General features: G+C 68.6%; 23 protein-coding genes. 14 read left to right on the top strand and 9 right to left on the bottom strand.

What is annotated here, in order from left to right:
* Positions 1–58 precede the first annotated feature (58 nt).
* Together cofH and AB2U09_RS05225 are read right to left on the bottom strand one after the other, a co-directional pair.
* Positions 59–1,462, bottom strand: a complete 1,404-nt coding sequence (cofH, locus tag AB2U09_RS05230) for a 7,8-didemethyl-8-hydroxy-5-deazariboflavin synthase subunit CofH (RefSeq protein WP_459191638.1) — start codon at positions 1,460–1,462, stop codon at positions 59–61.
* 113 nt (positions 1,463–1,575) lie between these two features.
* Positions 1,576–2,607, bottom strand: a complete 1,032-nt coding sequence (locus AB2U09_RS05225; protein WP_459191637.1) for a sodium:calcium antiporter — start codon at positions 2,605–2,607, stop codon at positions 1,576–1,578.
* A 110-nt stretch (positions 2,608–2,717) separates the two neighbouring features.
* Between AB2U09_RS05225 and AB2U09_RS05220 the strand changes: the two genes are divergently transcribed.
* Positions 2,718–3,770: a phosphoribosylaminoimidazolesuccinocarboxamide synthase gene (locus AB2U09_RS05220; RefSeq protein ID WP_459191636.1), complete on the top strand. Its 1,053-nt coding sequence runs from the start codon at positions 2,718–2,720 to the stop codon at positions 3,768–3,770.
* A gap of 21 nt (positions 3,771–3,791) precedes the next feature.
* Positions 3,792–4,178: a CHY zinc finger protein gene (locus AB2U09_RS05215; RefSeq protein WP_459191635.1), complete on the top strand. Its 387-nt coding sequence runs from the start codon at positions 3,792–3,794 to the stop codon at positions 4,176–4,178.
* 213 nt (positions 4,179–4,391) lie between these two features.
* Here the strand turns inward: AB2U09_RS05215 and AB2U09_RS05210 are convergent, their stop codons facing one another.
* Positions 4,392–5,396 carry a formyltetrahydrofolate deformylase gene (locus AB2U09_RS05210; RefSeq protein WP_459191634.1) on the bottom strand — a complete coding sequence of 335 codons (1,005 nt, stop codon included), beginning with the start codon at positions 5,394–5,396 and terminating at the stop codon, positions 4,392–4,394.
* A 222-nt stretch (positions 5,397–5,618) separates the two neighbouring features.
* Between AB2U09_RS05210 and AB2U09_RS05205 the strand changes: the two genes are divergently transcribed.
* From AB2U09_RS05205 to purQ, 4 genes are read left to right on the top strand one after another with little or no spacing between them, the layout of a single operon-like run.
* Positions 5,619–6,581, top strand: a complete 963-nt coding sequence (locus AB2U09_RS05205) for a GAF domain-containing protein (protein ID WP_459191633.1) — start codon at positions 5,619–5,621, stop codon at positions 6,579–6,581.
* Positions 6,578–7,240: a DUF7504 family protein gene (locus AB2U09_RS05200; protein WP_459191632.1), complete on the top strand. Its 663-nt coding sequence runs from the start codon at positions 6,578–6,580 to the stop codon at positions 7,238–7,240. The genes AB2U09_RS05205 and AB2U09_RS05200 overlap by 4 nt, the downstream gene beginning before the upstream one ends.
* A gap of 49 nt (positions 7,241–7,289) precedes the next feature.
* On the top strand, positions 7,290–7,541 hold the full coding sequence (gene purS / locus AB2U09_RS05195) for a phosphoribosylformylglycinamidine synthase subunit PurS (RefSeq protein ID WP_459191631.1): 252 nt from the start codon (positions 7,290–7,292) through the stop codon (positions 7,539–7,541).
* Positions 7,538–8,215 carry a phosphoribosylformylglycinamidine synthase I gene (purQ, locus tag AB2U09_RS05190; protein ID WP_459191630.1) on the top strand — a complete coding sequence of 226 codons (678 nt, stop codon included), beginning with the start codon at positions 7,538–7,540 and terminating at the stop codon, positions 8,213–8,215. The genes purS and purQ overlap by 4 nt, the downstream gene beginning before the upstream one ends.
* An 85-nt stretch (positions 8,216–8,300) precedes the next feature.
* Here the strand turns inward: purQ and AB2U09_RS05185 are convergent, their stop codons facing one another.
* From AB2U09_RS05185 to arcS, 4 genes are all read right to left on the bottom strand, one after another.
* Positions 8,301–8,498, bottom strand: a complete 198-nt coding sequence (locus AB2U09_RS05185; RefSeq protein WP_459191629.1) for a hypothetical protein — start codon at positions 8,496–8,498, stop codon at positions 8,301–8,303.
* Between the two features lie 43 nt (positions 8,499–8,541).
* Entirely contained in the window at positions 8,542–9,084 is a 543-nt protein-coding gene (locus tag AB2U09_RS05180; protein ID WP_459191628.1) for an NUDIX domain-containing protein, read from the bottom strand.
* 452 nt (positions 9,085–9,536) lie between these two features.
* On the bottom strand, positions 9,537–10,628 hold the full coding sequence (locus AB2U09_RS05175; protein ID WP_459191627.1) for an archaeosine biosynthesis radical SAM protein RaSEA: 1,092 nt from the start codon (positions 10,626–10,628) through the stop codon (positions 9,537–9,539).
* A 74-nt stretch (positions 10,629–10,702) separates the two neighbouring features.
* Entirely contained in the window at positions 10,703–12,553 is a 1,851-nt protein-coding gene (arcS, locus tag AB2U09_RS05170) for an archaeosine synthase subunit alpha (RefSeq protein ID WP_459191626.1), read from the bottom strand.
* Between the two features lie 80 nt (positions 12,554–12,633).
* Between arcS and AB2U09_RS05165 the strand changes: the two genes are divergently transcribed.
* The 7 genes from AB2U09_RS05165 to AB2U09_RS05135 all read left to right on the top strand — a co-directional run bounded on the left by AB2U09_RS05165 (position 12,634) and on the right by AB2U09_RS05135 (position 17,396).
* Positions 12,634–12,831: a DUF8107 family protein gene (locus tag AB2U09_RS05165; RefSeq protein WP_459191625.1), complete on the top strand. Its 198-nt coding sequence runs from the start codon at positions 12,634–12,636 to the stop codon at positions 12,829–12,831.
* A 100-nt stretch (positions 12,832–12,931) separates the two neighbouring features.
* A complete protein-coding gene (locus tag AB2U09_RS05160; RefSeq protein WP_459191624.1) occupies positions 12,932–13,630 on the top strand; it encodes a type 1 glutamine amidotransferase domain-containing protein in 699 nt (232 codons plus the stop codon).
* 103 nt (positions 13,631–13,733) lie between these two features.
* The gene (gene upp / locus AB2U09_RS05155; protein WP_459191623.1) at positions 13,734–14,414 is read left to right on the top strand and encodes a uracil phosphoribosyltransferase; all 681 of its coding nucleotides are present in this window, start codon (positions 13,734–13,736) and stop codon (positions 14,412–14,414) included.
* A gap of 67 nt (positions 14,415–14,481) precedes the next feature.
* Positions 14,482–15,375 carry an EamA family transporter gene (locus tag AB2U09_RS05150; protein ID WP_459191622.1) on the top strand — a complete coding sequence of 298 codons (894 nt, stop codon included), beginning with the start codon at positions 14,482–14,484 and terminating at the stop codon, positions 15,373–15,375.
* 85 nt (positions 15,376–15,460) lie between these two features.
* Positions 15,461–15,652 carry a hypothetical protein gene (locus AB2U09_RS05145; RefSeq protein ID WP_459191621.1) on the top strand — a complete coding sequence of 64 codons (192 nt, stop codon included), beginning with the start codon at positions 15,461–15,463 and terminating at the stop codon, positions 15,650–15,652.
* Positions 15,653–15,765: 113 nt separating this feature from the next.
* Positions 15,766–16,356 (top strand): NUDIX domain-containing protein, encoded by a 591-nt coding sequence (locus AB2U09_RS05140; RefSeq protein WP_459191620.1) that lies wholly within the window; start codon positions 15,766–15,768, stop codon positions 16,354–16,356.
* A gap of 92 nt (positions 16,357–16,448) precedes the next feature.
* Positions 16,449–17,396: an aldo/keto reductase gene (locus AB2U09_RS05135; protein ID WP_459191619.1), complete on the top strand. Its 948-nt coding sequence runs from the start codon at positions 16,449–16,451 to the stop codon at positions 17,394–17,396.
* 127 nt (positions 17,397–17,523) lie between these two features.
* On the opposite strand, the gene AB2U09_RS05130 is transcribed toward AB2U09_RS05135, so the two are convergent.
* Together AB2U09_RS05130 and AB2U09_RS05125 are read right to left on the bottom strand one after the other, a co-directional pair.
* Positions 17,524–17,754, bottom strand: a complete 231-nt coding sequence (locus AB2U09_RS05130; protein WP_459191618.1) for an Lrp/AsnC family transcriptional regulator — start codon at positions 17,752–17,754, stop codon at positions 17,524–17,526.
* A 1-nt stretch (position 17,755) separates the two neighbouring features.
* Positions 17,756–18,436, bottom strand: coding sequence for a potassium channel family protein (locus tag AB2U09_RS05125; RefSeq protein WP_459191617.1), 681 nt, complete (start codon positions 18,434–18,436; stop codon positions 17,756–17,758).
* Between the two features lie 171 nt (positions 18,437–18,607).
* Between AB2U09_RS05125 and AB2U09_RS05120 the strand changes: the two genes are divergently transcribed.
* A complete protein-coding gene (locus tag AB2U09_RS05120) occupies positions 18,608–18,838 on the top strand; it encodes an Lrp/AsnC family transcriptional regulator (protein ID WP_459191616.1) in 231 nt (76 codons plus the stop codon).
* Positions 18,839–18,875 lie beyond the last annotated feature (37 nt).

The raw sequence follows: 18,875 nt of genomic DNA, 5'->3' as shown, positions 1-18,875 counted from the left end.
GCGTCGCGGCGACGGAGACCGGTTCAGCCGGCGTGGACAGGTCCGATCGCCGATCGGCTCAGTCGTCGGCGCTGGTCGGATCGCTGGTCGCCTCGCCGAGCCAGTCGGGATCGACCAGCGGCGTTCCGTCGGCCTTGGGGCCGAGTTCGGGACCGTGCGGGCCGTCGTCGGAGTCGATGCGACGGCGCTGTCGGTAGTCCGTCGATCGCTCGACGGGGACGCGGCCGATGGCGTCGATCATCTCGACGTACTCGTCGAACGAGCGGACCTCGCCGAACTCGCCGCCCGCGCGCTTGGTGATCTCCTCGCTGAGGATGGTGCCCATGAAGTCGTCGGCGCCGCAGGAGAGCATCTTCAGCCCCTGCTCGTCGCCGTATTTCACCCACGACGACTGCACGTGGTCGACGTTGTCGAGGAAGAGTCGGGAGAGAGCGATCAGCAGTTCGTCCTCGTGGGTGGTCGCACCCGCGTCGACCATCCCGTCCTCGTGCAGCGGCGTGTTCTGGTGGACGAACGAGAGCGGGACGAACTCGGTGATCGCTCCCGTCCGGGCCTGCAACTCGCGGATCCGTTCGAGGTGCATGATGCGATGCATCTCGTTGTCGACGTGGCCGTACATGATCGTCGCGGTCACGTCGAGGCCGACGTTTGCGGCGGCCTCCATCGCTTCGAGCCACTCGTCGGTCCCGATCTTGCCCGGACAGATCACGTCGCGCACTTCGTCGACGAGCGTCTCGGCGGCCGTCCCGGGCACCGAGTCGAGACCCGCCTCCTTCAGCCGCCCGTAGACCTCCTCGTAGGACCAGTCGGTGCCGCGCCGGCCGTGGTAGGCCTCCTCGGGCGTCATCGAGTGGACGTGGACGCCGTCGACGCTCATCGCCTCGATCTGCTCGCAGTAGGTGCCGGGGTCGACCTCGTACTCCTCGGGGGGTCGGTAGTTCAGGTCGCCGCGGTCGCTCGCCTCCAGGATCTCCCGGTGCTCCTCGTCCAGCGCGAACGCGGGGTGGAGTCCGGAGACGGAGGTCACCTCGTAGATGCCGCGCTCGACGGCCTTGCGGACGATCTCGCGGGACTCGTGGGGGCGCTTGGTGAACCCGCCGTGGCTCTCGTCGTTGGCCGAGCGGAACTTCTCGGAGCGGTCCTTGAAGTTGCAGAACAGACAGCCCGTGTTGCAGGCCGTCGTGACGTTGTTGTTGAGGTTGGCGACGAAGGTCACCTCGTCGCCGACCACTTCTTCCCGGCGGCGGTCGGCCGCTTCGAGGACGAGTTCCTTGCGCTCGAGGTCGATGCCCTCGCGGTCGGTCCCGGTCGTCAGCAGTTCGACGCCGTCGGCGACCGACAGCCGCTCGCCCGAGCGCGCTTTCGCGAGCGCGTTCTCGAACGACTGGTCGGTCTCGGGGACGTGGTCGAACCCGAACTGCCCCCGCGGCACGTTGGCCCGCGGGCGTGCGGCGTCTGTCATGGTGGCCCACACAGGAGCCAGCGTCATAAACGGCGTGGAAGCGGCCGAAGCGCCCGCTGTCCCGGACGGCTCCCGATCGCCGGAGAGACGGCCGCCCGGACCGACAGTGACGCTCAGCCACCGACGTCCGGGAGGATGGAGACGACCGCGGTGACCGTATCGAGGACGACCCACGCGACGAAGACCAGATACGCGGCGAGCAGCGCCGCGGATTCGGCCGTCGAGAGCGCCAGGTCGGTCCGGAGGGCGGTAAAGAGGAGGACCGTCGCGAGCGTGAGGACGGCGAACATCGGGACGGCGAGCGCGAAGTTGAAGGTCCACGAGCCGACGATGAGGACGCCGACCGGGATGGCGACGAGCAAGTCGAACGTGTTCGAGCCGAGCACGTTCGCCAGCGAGGCGACGCCCCGGTCGTCCTTGGCGGCGCGGACGCTCACCAGCGCGTCGGGCAGGCTCGTCGCCCCGGCGGCGATGGTCACGCCCATGATGAACTCGTCGACGCCGAACGCCGCACCGATGGTCCTGACCGCGCCGACGAGTTCGTGAATCGCCACGAGGATGACGACCAGCGCGACCAGTAGGTACCCCCACTGTCGGCGCGGGTCGACGCCCTCGCCCGCCTCGGGGTCGGCCACGTGGTCGGCCGTGTCCTGAGCCTGGATGAAGAGGTAGAGTCCGTACAGGGCGAGCGGGACGAGCGCCAGCGGCCGGGTCATCTCCCCGGAGATGTACTCGGCCCCGGCGACCGGTTCGTAGATGACCGCCATCGCGAAGGTGATCACCAGCGCGGAGACGGCGAGCATGTAGAACTGCGCTTCCTTGTAGACGAGCGTCCGGTTGGCCTCGATGTCTTCTTCGGTCGATATCCCGGCGATAGCGGGGATGACGAGGACGTTGAAGATCGCCGAGCCGACGATGGCACCGGTCCCGACCCCGAGTGCCCCTCCGAGCGCGGAGACGGCGACCGTCGCCAGCTCCGGGAAGCTCGACCCGACGGCGGCGACGACCGATCCCTGGACGACCTGCGGCAGCCCGTAGTACGCCGACAGCTCCTCGCTCGCGGACTCCAGCCAGGAACTACCGACCCAGACGGCGCCAGTCGTCACGACGATGATACCGACCGCCAGCCCGACGGATTCGACCATCGGGCTGACCTGCACGGGGCTGGCAAGTATGCTTTTGGGCGGGGACGCCGGCGGCGCTCACCCGCCCCGAGTGAGAAACGTCTTTGGCACGGGGGAGTGAGAGTCCGCCAATGACCTCTGTCAAGGAGTTCCGGGTGGAGCGGGCCGCCACAGCCGACGAACTCGGCCGCGGCGCGTTCGCCTTCACCGACGACTACTCGGTGTTCGACTGGGGGAAGATGCCCGACGAGATCCCCGACAAGGGCGCCTCCCTGTGCACGATGGGCGCGTTCAACTTCGAACTGCTCGAACGCGAGGGCGTTCCCACCCACTACGAGGGCGTCTCGACCCCCGACACCCACGGCCCGGTCCCCCTCGACGAGGCGCTCGATTCTGGCGCGGCGCCCCGCGAGATGATCATCGAACTCACGCAGGTCCCCGACCTGCCCTTCGAGGGCGACGACACCGACGACCCCAGCGGCTACGACTACGACGCCTACCACGAGCAGGCCGGCGAGAACTTCCTCGTCCCGCTGGAGATCGTCTTCCGCAACCGCGTCGGCGTCGGCTCCTCGCTCCGCAAGCGAACCGACCCCTCCGACCACGGTCTCGACTTCACCGACTGGCCCGACGAGGTCGTCGAACTCGACGACCCCATCGTCGAGTTCTCGACCAAGTACGAGGAGCAGGACCGCTACCTCGACCGCGCGGAGGCCGACCGCATCGCCGGCGCCGCGAGCGTCGACGACCTCGCGGCCGTCGCGACCGAGGTGAACCGGCTCGTCACCGAGCGGGCCGACGACGCCGGACTCACCCACGAGGACGGGAAGATCGAGTGTCTGTACTACGAGGGCGAGATCCGCGTCGCGGACGTCGTCGGCACGTTCGACGAGAACCGCTTCTCCTACGACGGCCAGCAGGTCTCCAAGGAGGTCATCCGCCAGTACCACAAGCGCACTCAGCCCGAGTGGGTCGAGGCCGTCTCCGCCGCCAAGGCCGAGGCCGACGAGCGCGGCGTCGCCGACTGGAAGTCGCTGTGCGAGTCCGAGCCCGAACCGCTCGACGACGACGTGATCGCCGCCGCTCGTGACCTCTACTGCGCCGGCACGAACGCCTACATCGGCCGCGAGGCCGTCGACGCCCCGTCGCTCGACGCGGCGGTCGACGCCGTCCGCGACCTCTGAGCATCCGATCCGTTCGAACCGATGACTGACCGACCGGACGCCGACCGACGGACGACCGCCACGCCAAAGACCGACGACCGGTTCTCCGTCCCGCTCCGCGGCGTCGCCGTCGACTCCGAGACGCGCTGTGGCCACTACGACGCGGCCGTCGACGTGGTCGCGCTCCGGTTCCCGTGCTGTGACTGTTACTACCCGTGCTTTCGCTGCCACGGCGCGCTCGCAGACCACGACTCCGAGTGCGTGCCACGCAATGCGTTCGACGAGCCAGCGGTACTGTGCGGTGCCTGCGGCGCGACGCTTTCCGTCCGCGCGTATCTCGACTGCGAGGACGCCTGCCCCGAGTGCAGCGCGGCGTTCAATCCGGGCTGTCGACGCCATCACGACCGGTACTTCGCCGTCGAAGAGTGACCGGCGGCTCGAACTCCCGTTTCACTGCCCGATCACTCGAAAACCCTCCGCGGCGTCCCCAATTTCAAGTACCAGTGAGCGGCCACCGCTGCGCGTGACCTGACCAGTCGCCCGGAGCGGTCCGCGGGAGCGCGACACGCCGCTCTGTGGGCAGTCCACGTCGCCTGTTCGCCAGAACGGGACTCCGTCCGAAAAGCGCCGACTTCGCGCCGATCAGTCGTCGGCTTCGGCTTCCGCCTCGGCTTCGCTCTCCTCGCCGTCGTCGTCGTCCTGCTCGGCGACGTACTCGCCGAGGCCGTCGATCGGTCGGTCGGGGTTGGCCTGGTCGAGATCCTCCGGCGCGCCCAGTTGCGCGCCCGTCTCCTCCGGGTCGCGCAGTTTCGTCCGGCCGCGGTGGACGGTCACCTCGTCGTTGAGATGCAGGTCGATGGCCTCCAGCAGCGCCTCGGCCTCCAGCGGCTGGCCGATCTCCTGGAGTTCCTCCTCGGTGGCGTCGTCGGGGACGTTGAACGCCCGCTGGGTGATGATCGGCCCCTGGTCGAGGTCGGTCGTCACGTAGTGGGCGGTGACGCCCGCGATGCGGACGCCCTCTTCGATGGCCTGCATGTACGCCGACGCGCCCGGGAACGCCGGCAGCAGCGACGGGTGGACGTTGATGATGCGGTCCTCGTACCGGAAGACCACGTCGGGGCTGAGGATGCGCATGTAGCGCGCCAGCACGACGAGGTCGGTGTCGTACTCGTCGAGGAGGTCGAGCAGTTCGTCCTCGTCGGGCGTGCCCTTCTCGTCGCCGATGTCGTGGAACGGCACGTCGTACTTCTCGGCGAGCGGTTGCAGGTCGGAGTGATTCCCGATGACGACTTCGACGTCGGCGCCGAGGTTTCCGCTCGCCCACGCCTCGAAGATCGCCTCCAGACAGTGGGACTCCTTGGTGACCAGGACGGCGATCTGCTGGGTCTCGCGGTCGTCGGGGAACCGCACCTGGACGTCGACGCCGAGTTCGTCGCCGAGTTCGTGGAGGTTCTCCCGGAGCGTCTCCTCCTTGACGATCATCTCGGAGGTGTCGACCCGCATCGTCATGCGGAAGACGCCCTCGCGGACCGCCTGGTCGAGGTCCTCGATGTTGATGTTGCGCTCGAAGAGCGTCGAGGTGATCTCCGCGATGAGTCCCGTGTCGTCGTCGCCGACGACGACGATTTCGGTCAGTTCGCGGCTCATTGCGACCACCTCGACCGGGTACGGACCGGCGGGCGCGTGCGTGAATGGACAGTCATCGGATAGCGCTGACGGGCGTCGGCATCTAAAGGTTTCGCGTCGCCCGTCGCGAGTTCACACGGTCAGTTGCCCTCCGGATATCGTGGGTGGGTCCCGACTATCACGGATGGATCACGCACGCGGAGAGTTATGGGGGTGCAGTCACTACGGACCGCAGAGACGTCTATGAGTGAACTGACTGTGTTGACCGTCGACGCCGACGAGCGCGAACGGGCGGCCACGCGGGACGCGCTCGCCGTCGACGGCGAAGTCGCCGTCGCGGAGGCGACTTCGGTCGCCGAAGCGAGCGACGCACTCGAGGCCGGCCGCGTCGACTGCGTCGTCACGGCCTACGACCTCCCCGACGGGACGGGCCTCGAGGTCGCGGCGCGGGTACGGGACGCGGCGCCGGATACGCCCATCATCCTGTTCACCGACGCGTCGCCCGACCGGATCGACACCGCCCGATACGGCGACGTCGTCGTCGAGTATCTCCCCCGGGACATGCCCGACGCCCGGGACGCACTCGCCCGCCTCGTCGGGAACGTCGTCGACGAGCGGACGCAGGTCGGCTACCCGCTGCCGACCGAAGAGGACGAACGCCTCGCGGCGCTCGAACAGTACGACCGACCGGGGATGGAGGCCACCGAGGCCTTCGACCGGTTGACTACCATCGCGCGGGAACACTTCGGCGTGAACGTGGCGTTCGTCGGCGTGATCGACGCCCACGAGGAGCGGTTCCTCGCCTGTTCCGGGGCCGCCTGGGAGACGCTCTCCCGAGAGAACTCGATGTGCACCCACACCATTCTCCAGGACGACCTGATGGTGGTGGAGGACACCCACGCCGACGACCGCTTCGCCGACAACGACCGCCTCGACGAACTGAACATCCGCGCCTACGCCGGCGTCCCGCTGGAGACGCCGCGAGGCGCGACGATTGGCGCCTTCTGTCTCACCCACGACGAGCCGCGCTCGTTCTCCGAGGACGAACTCGCGACGCTGCGGCTGTTCGCCGAGGAAGCGATGGATCAGCTCGAGCTGCGCCGCCGGTTGAACGAGGCGGACGGTGGAGACGTGACCGAAGGCGTCGCCACCAGCGCCGACGGGGGCGAAGACGAGCGCCGAGACGGCGGCGGTGAGGGCCGGTGAACGTCGAACAACCGGCATACGCGTTCGAGAACCTCCCCCTGGAGCCCGTCGAGAGCGGGACGAACATCCTGGTGACCGGCCCGGCGCTCGGCGGCATCCGTGAACTCACGCTGCGGCTGTTGCTGCGCCGCCACTCCCGCGAGGGGGCGCTGTTCATCGCCGCCGACGTCGACGGCCGAGAGACGCTGACCGACTACGAGGCGATGGGCGGCGACGTCGACTTCGCACGGGTCGGCGTGATCGACTGCACGGAGGAAGGCGTCGACAACGAGGAGTGCAACGTCCGCGCGGTCGGCGGCCCCGGGGACCTGACCGGCGCCGGCATCGAGTTCTCGGCGCTGTACGAGCGCATCCATTCCAACGGCGCCGCGCGCGTGCGGACCGGCGTCTACACGCTCTCGCCGTTCCTCGTCTGCGCGCCGGCGAAGTCGGTCTTCCGCTTCGTCCACACGCTCACCGGGCGCATCCGCACCGCCGACGGACTGGGCGTCTGCGCCATCGACCCCGGCGCCGTCGACGACCAGACGCTCACCTCGATCGCCCAGGCGTTCGACGGGCAAGTGGAACTCCGCGAGGCCGACGGCGAGCGGGTGATCCGCGCCCGCGGACTACCCGACCAGCCCGACGACTGGCAGGCGGTCGAATTCGAGACCGCCTGACCGCCACGAGTCACAAGCGTTTTTGTCGCCGGTGACCGCTCTCCACGCAATGACCGCGTACACCGCGACGGTCGAGGTCCGACTCAAACACGGCGTCCTCGACCCCGAGGCGGAGACGACCGAACGCGCGCTCGAACGGCTCGGGTTCGAACTGGAGGACCTGCGAGCGGCGGACCTGTTCGAGGTCGACCTCGACGCCGACAGCGCCGAGGACGCTCGCGAGCGCGCCGGCGACATGGCCGAGCGCCTGCTCGCGAACCCCACCATCCACGACTACGAGGTCGCCGTCGAGGAACGATGACCGTCGCTGTCATCCGATTCGGCGGCAGCAACTGCGATCGGGACACCGTGCAGGCGCTCGCTCACCTCGGCATCGACGCCGAACTCGTCTGGCACGAGGACGGCCTCCCCGCGGACGTCACCGGCATCGTCCTGCCCGGGGGCTTCTCCTACGGCGACTACCTGCGGGCCGGCGCGATGGCCGCCCGCTCGCCCATCATGGACGAGGTCCGCGAGGCCGCCGACTCCGGGACACCTGTCCTGGGAATCTGCAACGGCGCCCAGATCGGCTGCGAGTCGTCGCTGACTCCCGGTGCATTCACGACCAACGAGAGCGCCCGCTTCCAGTGCGAGCGGGTCCACCTCCGCGTCGAGAACGCCGACACCCCGTGGACCAGCCACTTCGAGGAGGGCGAAGTCGTCGAGTTCCCCATCGCTCACGGCGAGGGCCGCTACGAGGTCGACGACGAGCGCCTCGACGCACTCGAAGCCGACGACCGCGTCCTCTTCCGGTACTGCGACGCCGAGGGCAACGTCTCTCCCGAGGCAAATCCCAACGGTTCGAAACACAGCGTCGCTGGCGTCCTCGGCGATCAGGACACCGTCGCCGTCCTGATGCCCCACCCCGAGCGCGTCTCCCTGCCCGACATCGGCCACACTGACGGGCAGGGCGTCCTCCGCGCGTTCGCGGAATAGGGTACGTCTCCGTCTGTTCGGCGGTTTCTCCGTCGAGCGATGCCCACTGCCGTCTCTCGGCTGCCGCAATCACCGAAGACCGTGACTACCGATCCCGGGAGTCGCGGTCTTCTCGCAGTTCCTCGACCTGCTGTTCCAGTTCGTCGATCCGTTCGTCTTTCCGGCTGTTCCCAGCTCTGCGGACGAGGAAGACGATCCCGCCGACGATGCCGACGAAGAATCCGAAGGTCACCAGAACGACTATCAACTCGGTGACACCGGGTATCTGGAGGGGAACTGTCACAGGGGAGTGTCACTCGGTCGATTTGTAGGTCTGTCGCTCCTGCCTACCCCTGCACCGTCGATCGGTCCAAGTCGAGGGCCTTCGCGAACTCGTACACGTCCCGCGTGTGCTCGGGGTTGTACACGTCTTCGGGCAGCTCGTCCAGCCAGCGCGCTTCGGTGATCGACTCGTCGGGGTCGCCGAGGTCCCGCGTCGTGTCGACTTCCGGGTCGATCGCCCGGGCGAAGAAGTGGACGAAGCGCATCTCGATCCTTCGCTCGCCGTCCACGACGACGCCCTCGTCGACCCCGACCGGCCGCACGGGTTCGATACCGACGCCGGTCTCTTCGGCCACCTCGCGGACTACGGCGTCGGATAGCGACTCTCCTTCTTCGACCGCGCCGCCGGGAAGCGTCCACTCCGTCGGGTAGGCGTCGTTGCGGATCGCGAGCACCTGCTCCTCGTGGAGAACGACCCCGGCGACGCCCCAGCCGGACTGGAACACCTCCGCCTCGCGCAGTTCGTCGAATCGCTCGCCGTCGACCTCATGGCGCTCGGTCCGGACGACCAACTCGTCGAATTCGTCGCGGGGATCCGTCCGCTCCATGCGATGCTGCTTGCGCTCCGCGGTCGATAATCCCACCGGAAGGCGGTCGCGACGAGGCGCCCGACCGCTCGCCCGGAAAACCAGAACGATCAACGGACTGACGAATGCAGTCCGGACAACCGAGGCGACCGAAGCGCAACTCGACCCGATCGAACGCGTCCGCGCGTGCTACTTCGGTGTCTCCACAGATGTCGTCGAACAGGCCCGTAGCTACTGGATTTCGGAAGATAGGATAGGGAACGTAGGGGTCTGGAGCGTGTGACAGTCGGGGTCTCCAGGGCCCCTACGAGGGCGTTGATCCCAGATGCATAAAAACCCACGGCAACCGGAGTGAAAGTGTAATCGCGTGGCCGCAACCCCGCCGCGCTCCGGGTATCGTTGTCGGAGTCCAGCCCTGAAGACTATCCGAGGCGGAAAGATCGATCTGCAGCCCAGAAATTAGGAGGAGCGCGTTACCGGGCGAGCGGCAGGGAGTAACTGCGCTCGCGTTCGACGACGGCTTCCCATGTGCGCTCGCACTCACAGGAGACCTGCTCGAAGACGGAGGGATCCTGGCGCTGGTCGAAGTCCTTGATGGCGCGCTGGACGCGGTCGTCGCAGTCGCCGCAGTTGTGCGGACCGCGGTCGGAGCCGTGGCCGACGGGGTCCGAGACGACGATGCCGTCGACGTCGGCGGTCGACTCCAGCACCTCGGCGACCGACCAGAGCCACGGCGGGCGGTAGCCGCTCGCGTGATACAGGTCCTCGACCATCGTGTACCGCTGGACGTTACAGGGGTTCATCGAGACGGTGTGACACCCCTCGACGTCGAGACAGCGGCGGACGGACCGCTTCATGTCGGCGATAGCCTCGCCCTCCGAGAGGAACGGCGGTTTCATCAGCAGGTAGGCCTTGATCCCGCCGCCGTCGACGGCGTCGGCCTCGGCGCAGGCGTCCTCGAAGTCCGCGAAGTCGAAGTACTTGTTCACGCAGTCGTGCCGGACGCGGTCGGTCGCCGTCTCCAGTCCGATCGCGACGTCGCAATCCAGTCCCTGCTCGGTGAACTCGCGGACCTTCGCGCGGTCGACGAAATCGGGCAGAGACTCGACGACGATGCGGTTGCGGTCGCCGAAGGTATCGGCGATCGCCTGTCGCGTCTCCGCGGGCACCTCGCGCTCGTCGAGGAAGGACCCGGAGGTGTAGATCTTGATTAGGTCCGCTTGGTCCCCCCGCAGGTCGTCCGCGTGCTCCCGCTCGTGGTCCAGACAGTGGTCGATCTGGGCCATCAACTCCTCGTGGCTGACGCTGCCGCCGTCGACGGACTCGGCGACGTAGCCGCACATGGTGCAGCCGCCGGCGCGGGCCCACCGGCAGCCGCCGGTGTTGAGGATGATCGTGAGGGAATCGACGAAGCCGTCGGGCGTGTTGTCCTCGTCGAGCCAGACGCGCGTGGGTTCGCGCGGGTCGTAGCTGGCGTCGTTGCGCGAGCGCACCTCGCGCATCACCTTGTTGTGGGCGTCCATCCCCTTGCCCTGCTCGTAGACGTCGGGGCTCGGCTGGCTCATTGCACCGGAGTAACCGACACGACTGTAAAACGGCAGCGGTCGGTGTGCGGCGTCGCCGCGGGTCGGGACCGGACTCAGATCTCGTCGACGTGGCGGACCTCGGCGGCGATACCGCGCGAGGACGCGGCCATCTCCGGGCCGGTCATCTCCGCGCGGCCGACCGCGAAGGCGCTCGGCCCCTCGACGACGACCTCGTCGCCGACGCGGATCGACTCGTCGGCGTCGACGACACCCGGCGCGAGGACGCTCCCGTGAGGCACGAAGTCGTCGATCTCGACGCGCTTGGTCGGCGCGTCGCTCTCGACCCAGTGGCGGGCGCCCGCGAGCGTGAACGCGAGCGTCCCGTAGGGGCGGACGACGACGGCCAGTTGCTCGCCGTCGCTGTCGTGAGCCTGCAGTCCCGGGTGGCTCCCCCGGATGGTCAGGTCGTCGAACAGCGCGTCGCCGGCCCCGTCGCCGAACTGGTAGTCGGCGATGGCCCGGATCGTGTTGTGCTGGCGCGCTCGCTTGCCGTAGGTCGACTCGCCCGACAGCGCCGACGCGAGGTTGCCGAGCGACTCGGTCGTGGTCGGGTGGTCTTCGACGGTGTAGGTGAACTCGGTGCCGAGACTCGCCTCGACGCGCTCGCAGATGGGGCGGTAGTCCTCGGGGACGTGGGCGATGACGCGGGGGTAGTCGGTGCGTTCGAGGTACCGTTCGAGGACGTTCGCGACGAACTCGATCTCGTTGGCGCTCCACCGGCCGGTCACGACGGAGTCGTAGTGCTGGGCGGGGTAGGTGAGTTCGAGTTCCTGCGGGACGACGCCGATCGGCGAGGTCATCGAGACCTTGTGGGCGCGCCACTGGATCGCGTCGTGGTACTGCCGGTGGCTCTGGGAGTCGCTGTAGGGTTTCGCCGCCGAGCAGGGCACGAGGACGAGCGGGTTGTCGAAGCGGTTGCGGTACCGCGAGGTGACCCGATCGGCGAAGCGCTGGATCTCCACGCGGCGGATGGTGTCCTCGGTCGCCGCGGTGATCTCGGCCTGCCGGAGGACGGGCGTGCGCTCCTCCAGGTAGCCGTACTGCTGGTCCAGCCGGCGGAAGACGGCGGTGAGCCACTGCTCGTGGCGGGCCTGCCCCTCGATGTAGTCGCGCAGCCGTCCGTCGCGGATCCGCCGGCGGACGGTCTTGAGGGCGGCGGCCAGCGCGTTGACGTTGTGCCGGGCGCAGTCCGCGCGGTCGAACTCCTCGCGGGGCTGCTGGCAGGCGGGGCAGGCGCAGGGGAGTTCGTCGAGGTCTTCGAGGAAGTGGTGACCCTCGACCGTGAGGTAGCGGCCCTGCGTTCCGCGGATCACGGCCCGGTCGGCGTCGACGAGGTCGACCCCCGCGTAGACGAGCGTCGCGACGTTCGCGGGCGTGGCGACGCCCGGCAGGTACAGCGCGGCGTCCGGCGGGATCGTCTCGCGCACGCGGATCATCGCGTCGACGAACGCCTCGGCGTGGCCGACGATCCCCGGCGCGCCCGAGAGGACGTACGCGTCGGTGCCGTGGTCGGCGGCGGTCTCCGCGGAGATCACGGCGGCGCTCGGGAAGTCGACGTCGGCGACCTCCGACGCGAAGGCCTCCTGAACCTCCTCGGGCGTCCCCGCCGGGAATCCCCGTGCGGGGAGCACGGTGAGCTGCCCGTCGTCGCCCTCGGGCGCGTCGGGTTCGGTCGCCCAGCCGCTTCCGTGATCCGAGAGGACGGGATGTGCGAGCCCCGCTTCGGGCGCGGCGTCGGCGTGGTCCGCGAGCGTGCCGTCCTCGGCAGCCCCGGCGCCGTCGCTCGTGGCGGCCGCCCGGTCCGCGTCGGTGACGAGCGCGGGCGTCGTCACCGGCGAGTCGAGGCGTAACTCGGCGACGCGGGCCGCGCCGTCGCGCTCGTGGACCTCGAAGTAGTCGGTCATGTCTCCCTCGTCGGCGTGTGTCGGGATGAGGCTATCGTCTCGCCCCGACACTGAAGGGGCCAGCGGCCGCGCTGGCAGATATGGCGACGGACGGCGACGACCCCCCACAGGGAGACATCCGAGTACTGCTCGTGCTGGACCTGCTGCTGTCGCTGGCGTTCAGTCTCGGCGCCGTCTACGCGCTCGACCTCGCGGGGATCGGCGAGTTCACCTGGGAGAACGTCGCCGTCGCGACGCTGTTCCTCGCGGCGGTGACGTACGTCGCCGTCCTGCGGTAACCAGCCGTCACAGTCCGACACACCTGCGCGGTCGTCCGGTTCCGGCAAGGTCGTTGGGTGGAGGATCCCTTACCCGTCTCGCGGCCATACCACCGATGCCATGACAGCCGCACTGTTCGTCGTCAGCGAGGAAGGGTACTGGGCAGAGGAATGCGTGGAGCCGCTCACCACGCTCGAATCCGCGGGCGTGGACGTGACGGTCGCGACCCCGTCGGGCGACCCGCCGGTCGTCGACGAGCGGTCGCTCGATCCCGACGAGGTCGGCGAGGAGACCGCCGAGCACGCCCGCGAGGTCCACGAGAACCACGAGGAACTCAACGACCCCGAACCGGTCGCGCGGGTCGACGCCGCCGACTACGAGACCGTCGTCTTCCCCGGCGGCCACGGCACCGCGTGGGACGTCAATCAGGACAAGCACGCCCGGAAACTGCTCCGCGACGCCGTTGCGGGCGAGGACGGCAAGGCGCTGGTCGTCTGCCACGCCGCCGGCATCCTGGCGTTCACGCGCACCGACGAGGGCGAGTTCCTCGTCGACGGCCGCGACGTGACGGGCTTCCCCAACGAGTGGGAGGAGGGCATCGTCGACGACGACGACCGGATGCCCGACGGCCGGAAGCTCCCCTACTGGGTCGAAGAGGAAGTCGAGGCCGCCGGCGGGAACTGGGACGCCGAACTCGACGCCGACGCGAGCGTCACCGTCGACGGCGACCTGATCACCGCCCGCGGTCCCGAGTCCTCCTCGGCGGCCGCGCAGGCGCTGCTCGACGAACTCGGTATCGCCGCCGCAGCGGGCGACTGAATCCGCCGTCACTGACCGAATCCGCAGGGGCGACTGACGCCCCGAAGTCGCCCTGTAGCGCGCACACGGTGGATATTTGGCGGGCCCGCCCGGAGACGGGCGTATGACGATCGAAGACCGCGGCGACGCGAGTCTGGTCACGCACGCGCTCGCCAGAGACATGCTGACGCAGCTCCGCGACGTCGAGACCGAACAGGTCGCGTTCCGGAAGGGACTGGTCAAGCTCGGCCGCATCTGCGGCTACGAGATCATCGACGGGGCGATGGAGACCGAGTACGTCTCGGTCCAGACGCCGCTCACCGAGACGATGGGCGAGCGCGTGAAGGGACTCGACGACGTCGTCATTATCAACGTTCTCCGCGCAGCCACTCCGTTCGTCGAGGGGCTGCTCAAGGCGTTCCCGCGCGCCCGTCAGGGCGTCATCTCCGCCAGTCGCGACGAGGACGCGGGGATGGACGACGACGGCGAGTTCCCGATCAGCGTCGACTACGTGAAACTCCCCGACATCGAACCGGACGACACCGTCATCGTCGCCGACCCCATGCTCGCCACCGGGTCGACGATGTGTGCCGTGCTCGACCGCGTGCTGGAGGGCCAGCCCGACCCCGAGCACCTGTTCGTCCTCTCGGCCGTCAGCGCGCCCGAGGGCCTGCTCCGGGTCGGCGAGGAGTTCCCGCAGGCCGACCTGCTGACCGTTGCCATCGACGACGAACTCGACGACGACGGGTACATCGTCCCCGGCCTCGGCGACGCCGGCGACCGCGCCTTCCGCACGACCGAGTGACTCGGTCCCTGTCGGAGGGCGATATAACGGGCCACTACTGACGTGGCTCCCGCCGGTAGGGGCTGACGTGACGAGCCAACAGCTGGTGGGTGCCGCCTTCGCGGTCCTCGCGGCGGCGGCCTTCGCCGCCCAGAGTCTCGCCGTCCGCGTCGGCACGAGAACCCGGAGTATCGCCGCGGTGATCGCGGTCGTGTTCGGGGTCAACATGGTCGTCCTGGTGCCGGTGGCCGGTGCCACCGCGTACCCGGACTACGGGTTGACGGCGCGGGCGGTCGGCGCCTTCGCCGTCGCCGGGCTCCTCGGGTCGCTCTTGGCTCGCGTCTTCTACTTCGTCGGCATCGAACGGTTGGGAGCGAGCCGGGCCGAGCCGCTGCGGGCGCTGGTGCCGCTGTTCGCGCTCGGCATCGCCGTCGTCGCGCTCGACGAGGCCGTGACGCCCGTCCTGCTGGCCGGCATCGGCCTCCTCGTCGCCGGCGGCGCTGTCGTGACCGTCGACAGCCGGGCGGCTCCGGTGACCACCACTGGGCAGGCGCTGTGGGTCTCACTCGCGTTCCCGGTGACCGCGGCGCTGTGTCTCGGCATCGATCCCGTGTTCACGAAGGTCGGCTTCGCCGAGGGTACGCCGCCGCTGGTGGCGGTCACCGTCCGCGTCTTCGCCGCGGCGGCGGGGTTCGTCCTCTACCTGCTGTGGCGAGCGCTCCGCGAGGGACGAGTCCCTTCGATCGGGGCCGACCGGTGGCTGGTCGGCGCTGGCGTCGCCAACACGGTCTACCTGCTGGCCTACTACGAGGCGCTCGCGCGGACGCCGGTCACCGTCGTGACGCCGATCTTGAGCGCGAGCACGCTGTTCGTGATCGGGGGCGCCGCGCTCTTCCTGCCGGACGACGAACGCGTGACGCGACGGCTCGTCGCGGGCGGACTGCTCGTCGTGCTCGGCGTCGGCTTCGTGGTCAGCGGTTGATACCGGCCGGGGGCCGTGTCCCGAACGACCGAGCGACGGCCGTCGCGGGGCAGGGCTTTTTCTCGGTGTCGAACGTCGACCGTCCATGGACCTGCGAGAACTGCTGCGTCCGGACCCGGACGACCGCGCCGGGGAGATCGGCGCGCTCGGCGCGATCGCTGGCGTGGCGGCCGCCGTACTGATCGGGCCCGACGGAAACCCGCTCCTCTGGGCGTCTGCCGGAGGTATCGCTGGTCTGTTGGTCGGAATTCTCACCGCCGAGTTCAGGTCGAAGTAGAGCTCTCCGTAGCGCCGAGAGTGGACGGCGACAGCGACTGTCGATTGCGCTACGACTCTCTCACGATCGTTTCGACGGCACCGTTAGGTACGTACGGCGCGTCCGGTGTGCGCATGGGTAACTTCCCACCCGACTACTGTCCGTACTGCGGGGCGGAGTTGGACCTCGTCGAGGGACCGACGGTGTACCGCTGTGACGCCTGCGACGACTTCGTGTTCCACAACGCCGTCCTCGGTGGTGGCGCCGTCGTCGTCGACGACGACAGGCTGTTGCTCGTCGAGGACTTCCGGGAAGCGGGAACCTGGAAGATCCCGGAAGGCGTGCCGGAGATTCCCGAGTCACCGCGCGAGGGCGTCGCCAGGGAACTCGAAGAGGAGACGGGGCTGTCCGTCGACCCGGACGAACTCGTGTACCTCTACGACGTGGGGAAGGAAGTCGCCGAGGACATGTTCAGGATGCACGTCTACTACGCGGTGGACCGCAGTCAGACGACGGGCCCGCTCGAAGCGGGGTCCGACGCCACCGACGCACGGTTCTGGACGCCCAGCGAGTTCGAGGAGTCAGAGCACGTGCTCCGCGATATGCCCAATCCCGACGAGACCCGCTCGTGGAAGATGGGCCTGGACGTGTTGCGCGATCAGTCGAAGCGAGCGCTCCAGCGCGAGACGCGGTACGCCGACCTCTTCGCGCCGCACGTGAAGTGAGAGACGAGCGGACGCGTGACTCGGGAACGGGGGCGGGCGCGAGCGGCTTCCGCTTTCGCTACGGTTAACCGGGCTCCAGCCGGTTTCGGTCCATGGAGTACACGAAGCTCGGTGCGACGGGACTCGACGTCTCCCGACTCTGTTTCGGGACGTGGCGGTTCAACAAGACCGGAAGCGACGGGACCGTCGAGACCGACCGCGAGCAGGCCCACGAACTGCTCGATACGTTCGCGGAGGCCGGCGGCAACTTCGTCGACACCGCCAACAGCTACGGGAACGGGAAGTCCGAGGAGTGGATCGGCGAGTGGCTCGCCGAGCGCGACCGCGAGGACTACGTGATCGCCTCGAAGGTGTACAACGCTGGTGTCAGCCGCTTCTCGAGCAACCTCTCTCGCAAGAACATCCGCGCGGAGATCGAGGGGAGCCTCGACCGTCTGGACACCGACTACCTCGACGTCTACTACATCCACCGCTGGGACGACGACACGCCCATCGCGGAGACGCTCCGGACGCTCACCCGTCTGGTCGAGGAGGGCAAGGTCCACTACCTGGCGGCGTCGTCGATGGCGGCGTGGAAGCTCATGAAGGGACTCTCCGTGAGCGAAGTCGAGGGCCTGAAACGGTTCGAAGCTACGCAGCCGCGGTTCAACGCCGCCGACCGACCGCAGGACTACCTCGACGTCTGCGCGGACCAGGACGTCGCGGTCTGTCCGTACTCCCCGCTCGACGGCGGCTTCCTGACCGGGAAGTACGAGCAGGGCGAGGCCGGAGGCGACTCGCGCGCGGCGCTGCACGACTGGGACATGGAGTTCTCCGACCGGCAGTGGCGCGTGCTCGACGCCGTCCGCGCGGTCGCCGACGAAGTCGACGCGACGCCCGCGCAGGTCTCCCTGCGATGGCTCGTCGACCAGCGCGAGTTCACCTGCGCCCCCATCTTCGGCGCTCGCACGACCGAGCAGATGGACGAGAACCTCGGCGCGATGGACGTCTCGCTCTCGGCTGACCAGTACGACCGCATCACCGACGCGTATCACGAGTGACGACCGCAGTCGGTGGGACGACCGGCCTCTACGGGGATCGTTTTTTCGGGATACCCCGTTGACCGCGCGAATCGCGCGTTGAACGCGGTCGTCGACTCTTCGCTCGGAAAATAGACCCGCAGGACCGCTAGTCCATCGCGACGTAGGTCTGGGTGTTTTCGATGCCCTCGATGTTCTGGATGTGGGTGGCGGCGACGGCCTTCACGTCGGCCGTCTCGTCGACGTCGACGGTGGCGATGAAGTCGACGTCGCCGGCGACGATGTAGGCGCTCTCGACGCCCTCGACGCTGGTGATCTCCGATTTGAGCCGCTCGGCGTCGCCGGAGTGGGCCTTGACCATGACGTAGGCGCGGACCATCTCAGGCACCCCCCGTGGCGGCGACTGCCTCGCCGACGACGATCTGGCGCACGTCGTCGAGTCTCTCGAAGTCCGCGAGGATGGCGAGCGTATCGCCGACCTCCAGCGAGACGTCGTCGTCCGGGATCGACAGCGCGTCGCCCTTCTTCCCGAACGCCAGCAGTTCGGTGTCGGCCGGGAGTTCGAGTTCGCTCAGGGTGTACCCGCGCATCGGCGACTCGCTGGAGACGGTGAGTTCGACGAGCTGGAGGTTCTGGGCGATGTCGGCGACGGCGCGGATGTTCCCGCCGAGCAGAGCGTTCTTGGCAACGATGGCGCCCAGCCGCTCGGGGTAGATGACCTCGTCGACGTCTGAGGCGTACTTGCGGTAGATCTCCTCGCGGTACTCCTCGTCGATGCGGAGGACGGTCCGACAGCCGTGGTGTTTCGCGACCATGCACGCGACGAAGTTGGTCGAGAGGTCGCCGGTCAGCGCCCCTACCGCGTCGGCGTCGTCGAGGTCCGCCGACAGCAGCACCTGCTCGTCGCTTGCGTCCCCCTCGATGACCTGGTAGCCCTCGGCCTTCGCGCGGTCGACCTTGGTCGGGTCGCGGTCGATGAGGACCACGTCGTGGCCGCTGTCTTCGAGTGCCCGCGCCGTTCGGAGTCCGACGCGGCCGGCACCCACGATAACGAATCGCATGTGAATCGTTACGGCGAGCCACGGAATAAAGCTACCTCCGCTCGGCGCTTCGACCCGTCGAGACCCGCTTCCACCGAAGGTGTGTGTCAGAGTGGCACTCGGGCCGTTTTCTCGGGGTTTCGGCCTGTCGGGGGAAGGTTTTTGGCCTGTCCAGCAGAACTGCAACGTACGATGGTGCGGGCCTTTATCATGGTGAAGACGGCGGCCGGAAAGTCCGAGGAACTCCTCGCGTCCATCCGCGAGATCGACGGCGTCGAAGCGGCGCACATCGTCGCCGGACAGTACGACATCATCGTCGAGGCGACGGGCGAGGAGGTGTACGACCTGATGCACGGCGTCGCGACGAAGCTCCGCGACCTCGGCGGGGTCGCCGACACGAAGACGTACATCTGCCTCGACTGACCGCCGCCCCGCCGCCGTCACCGCGTTCTTTCACCGC

The sequence above is a fragment of the Halosimplex yunnanense genome (assembly GCF_054504345.1).
This window is presented reverse-complemented; position numbering and strand designations above follow the sequence as displayed.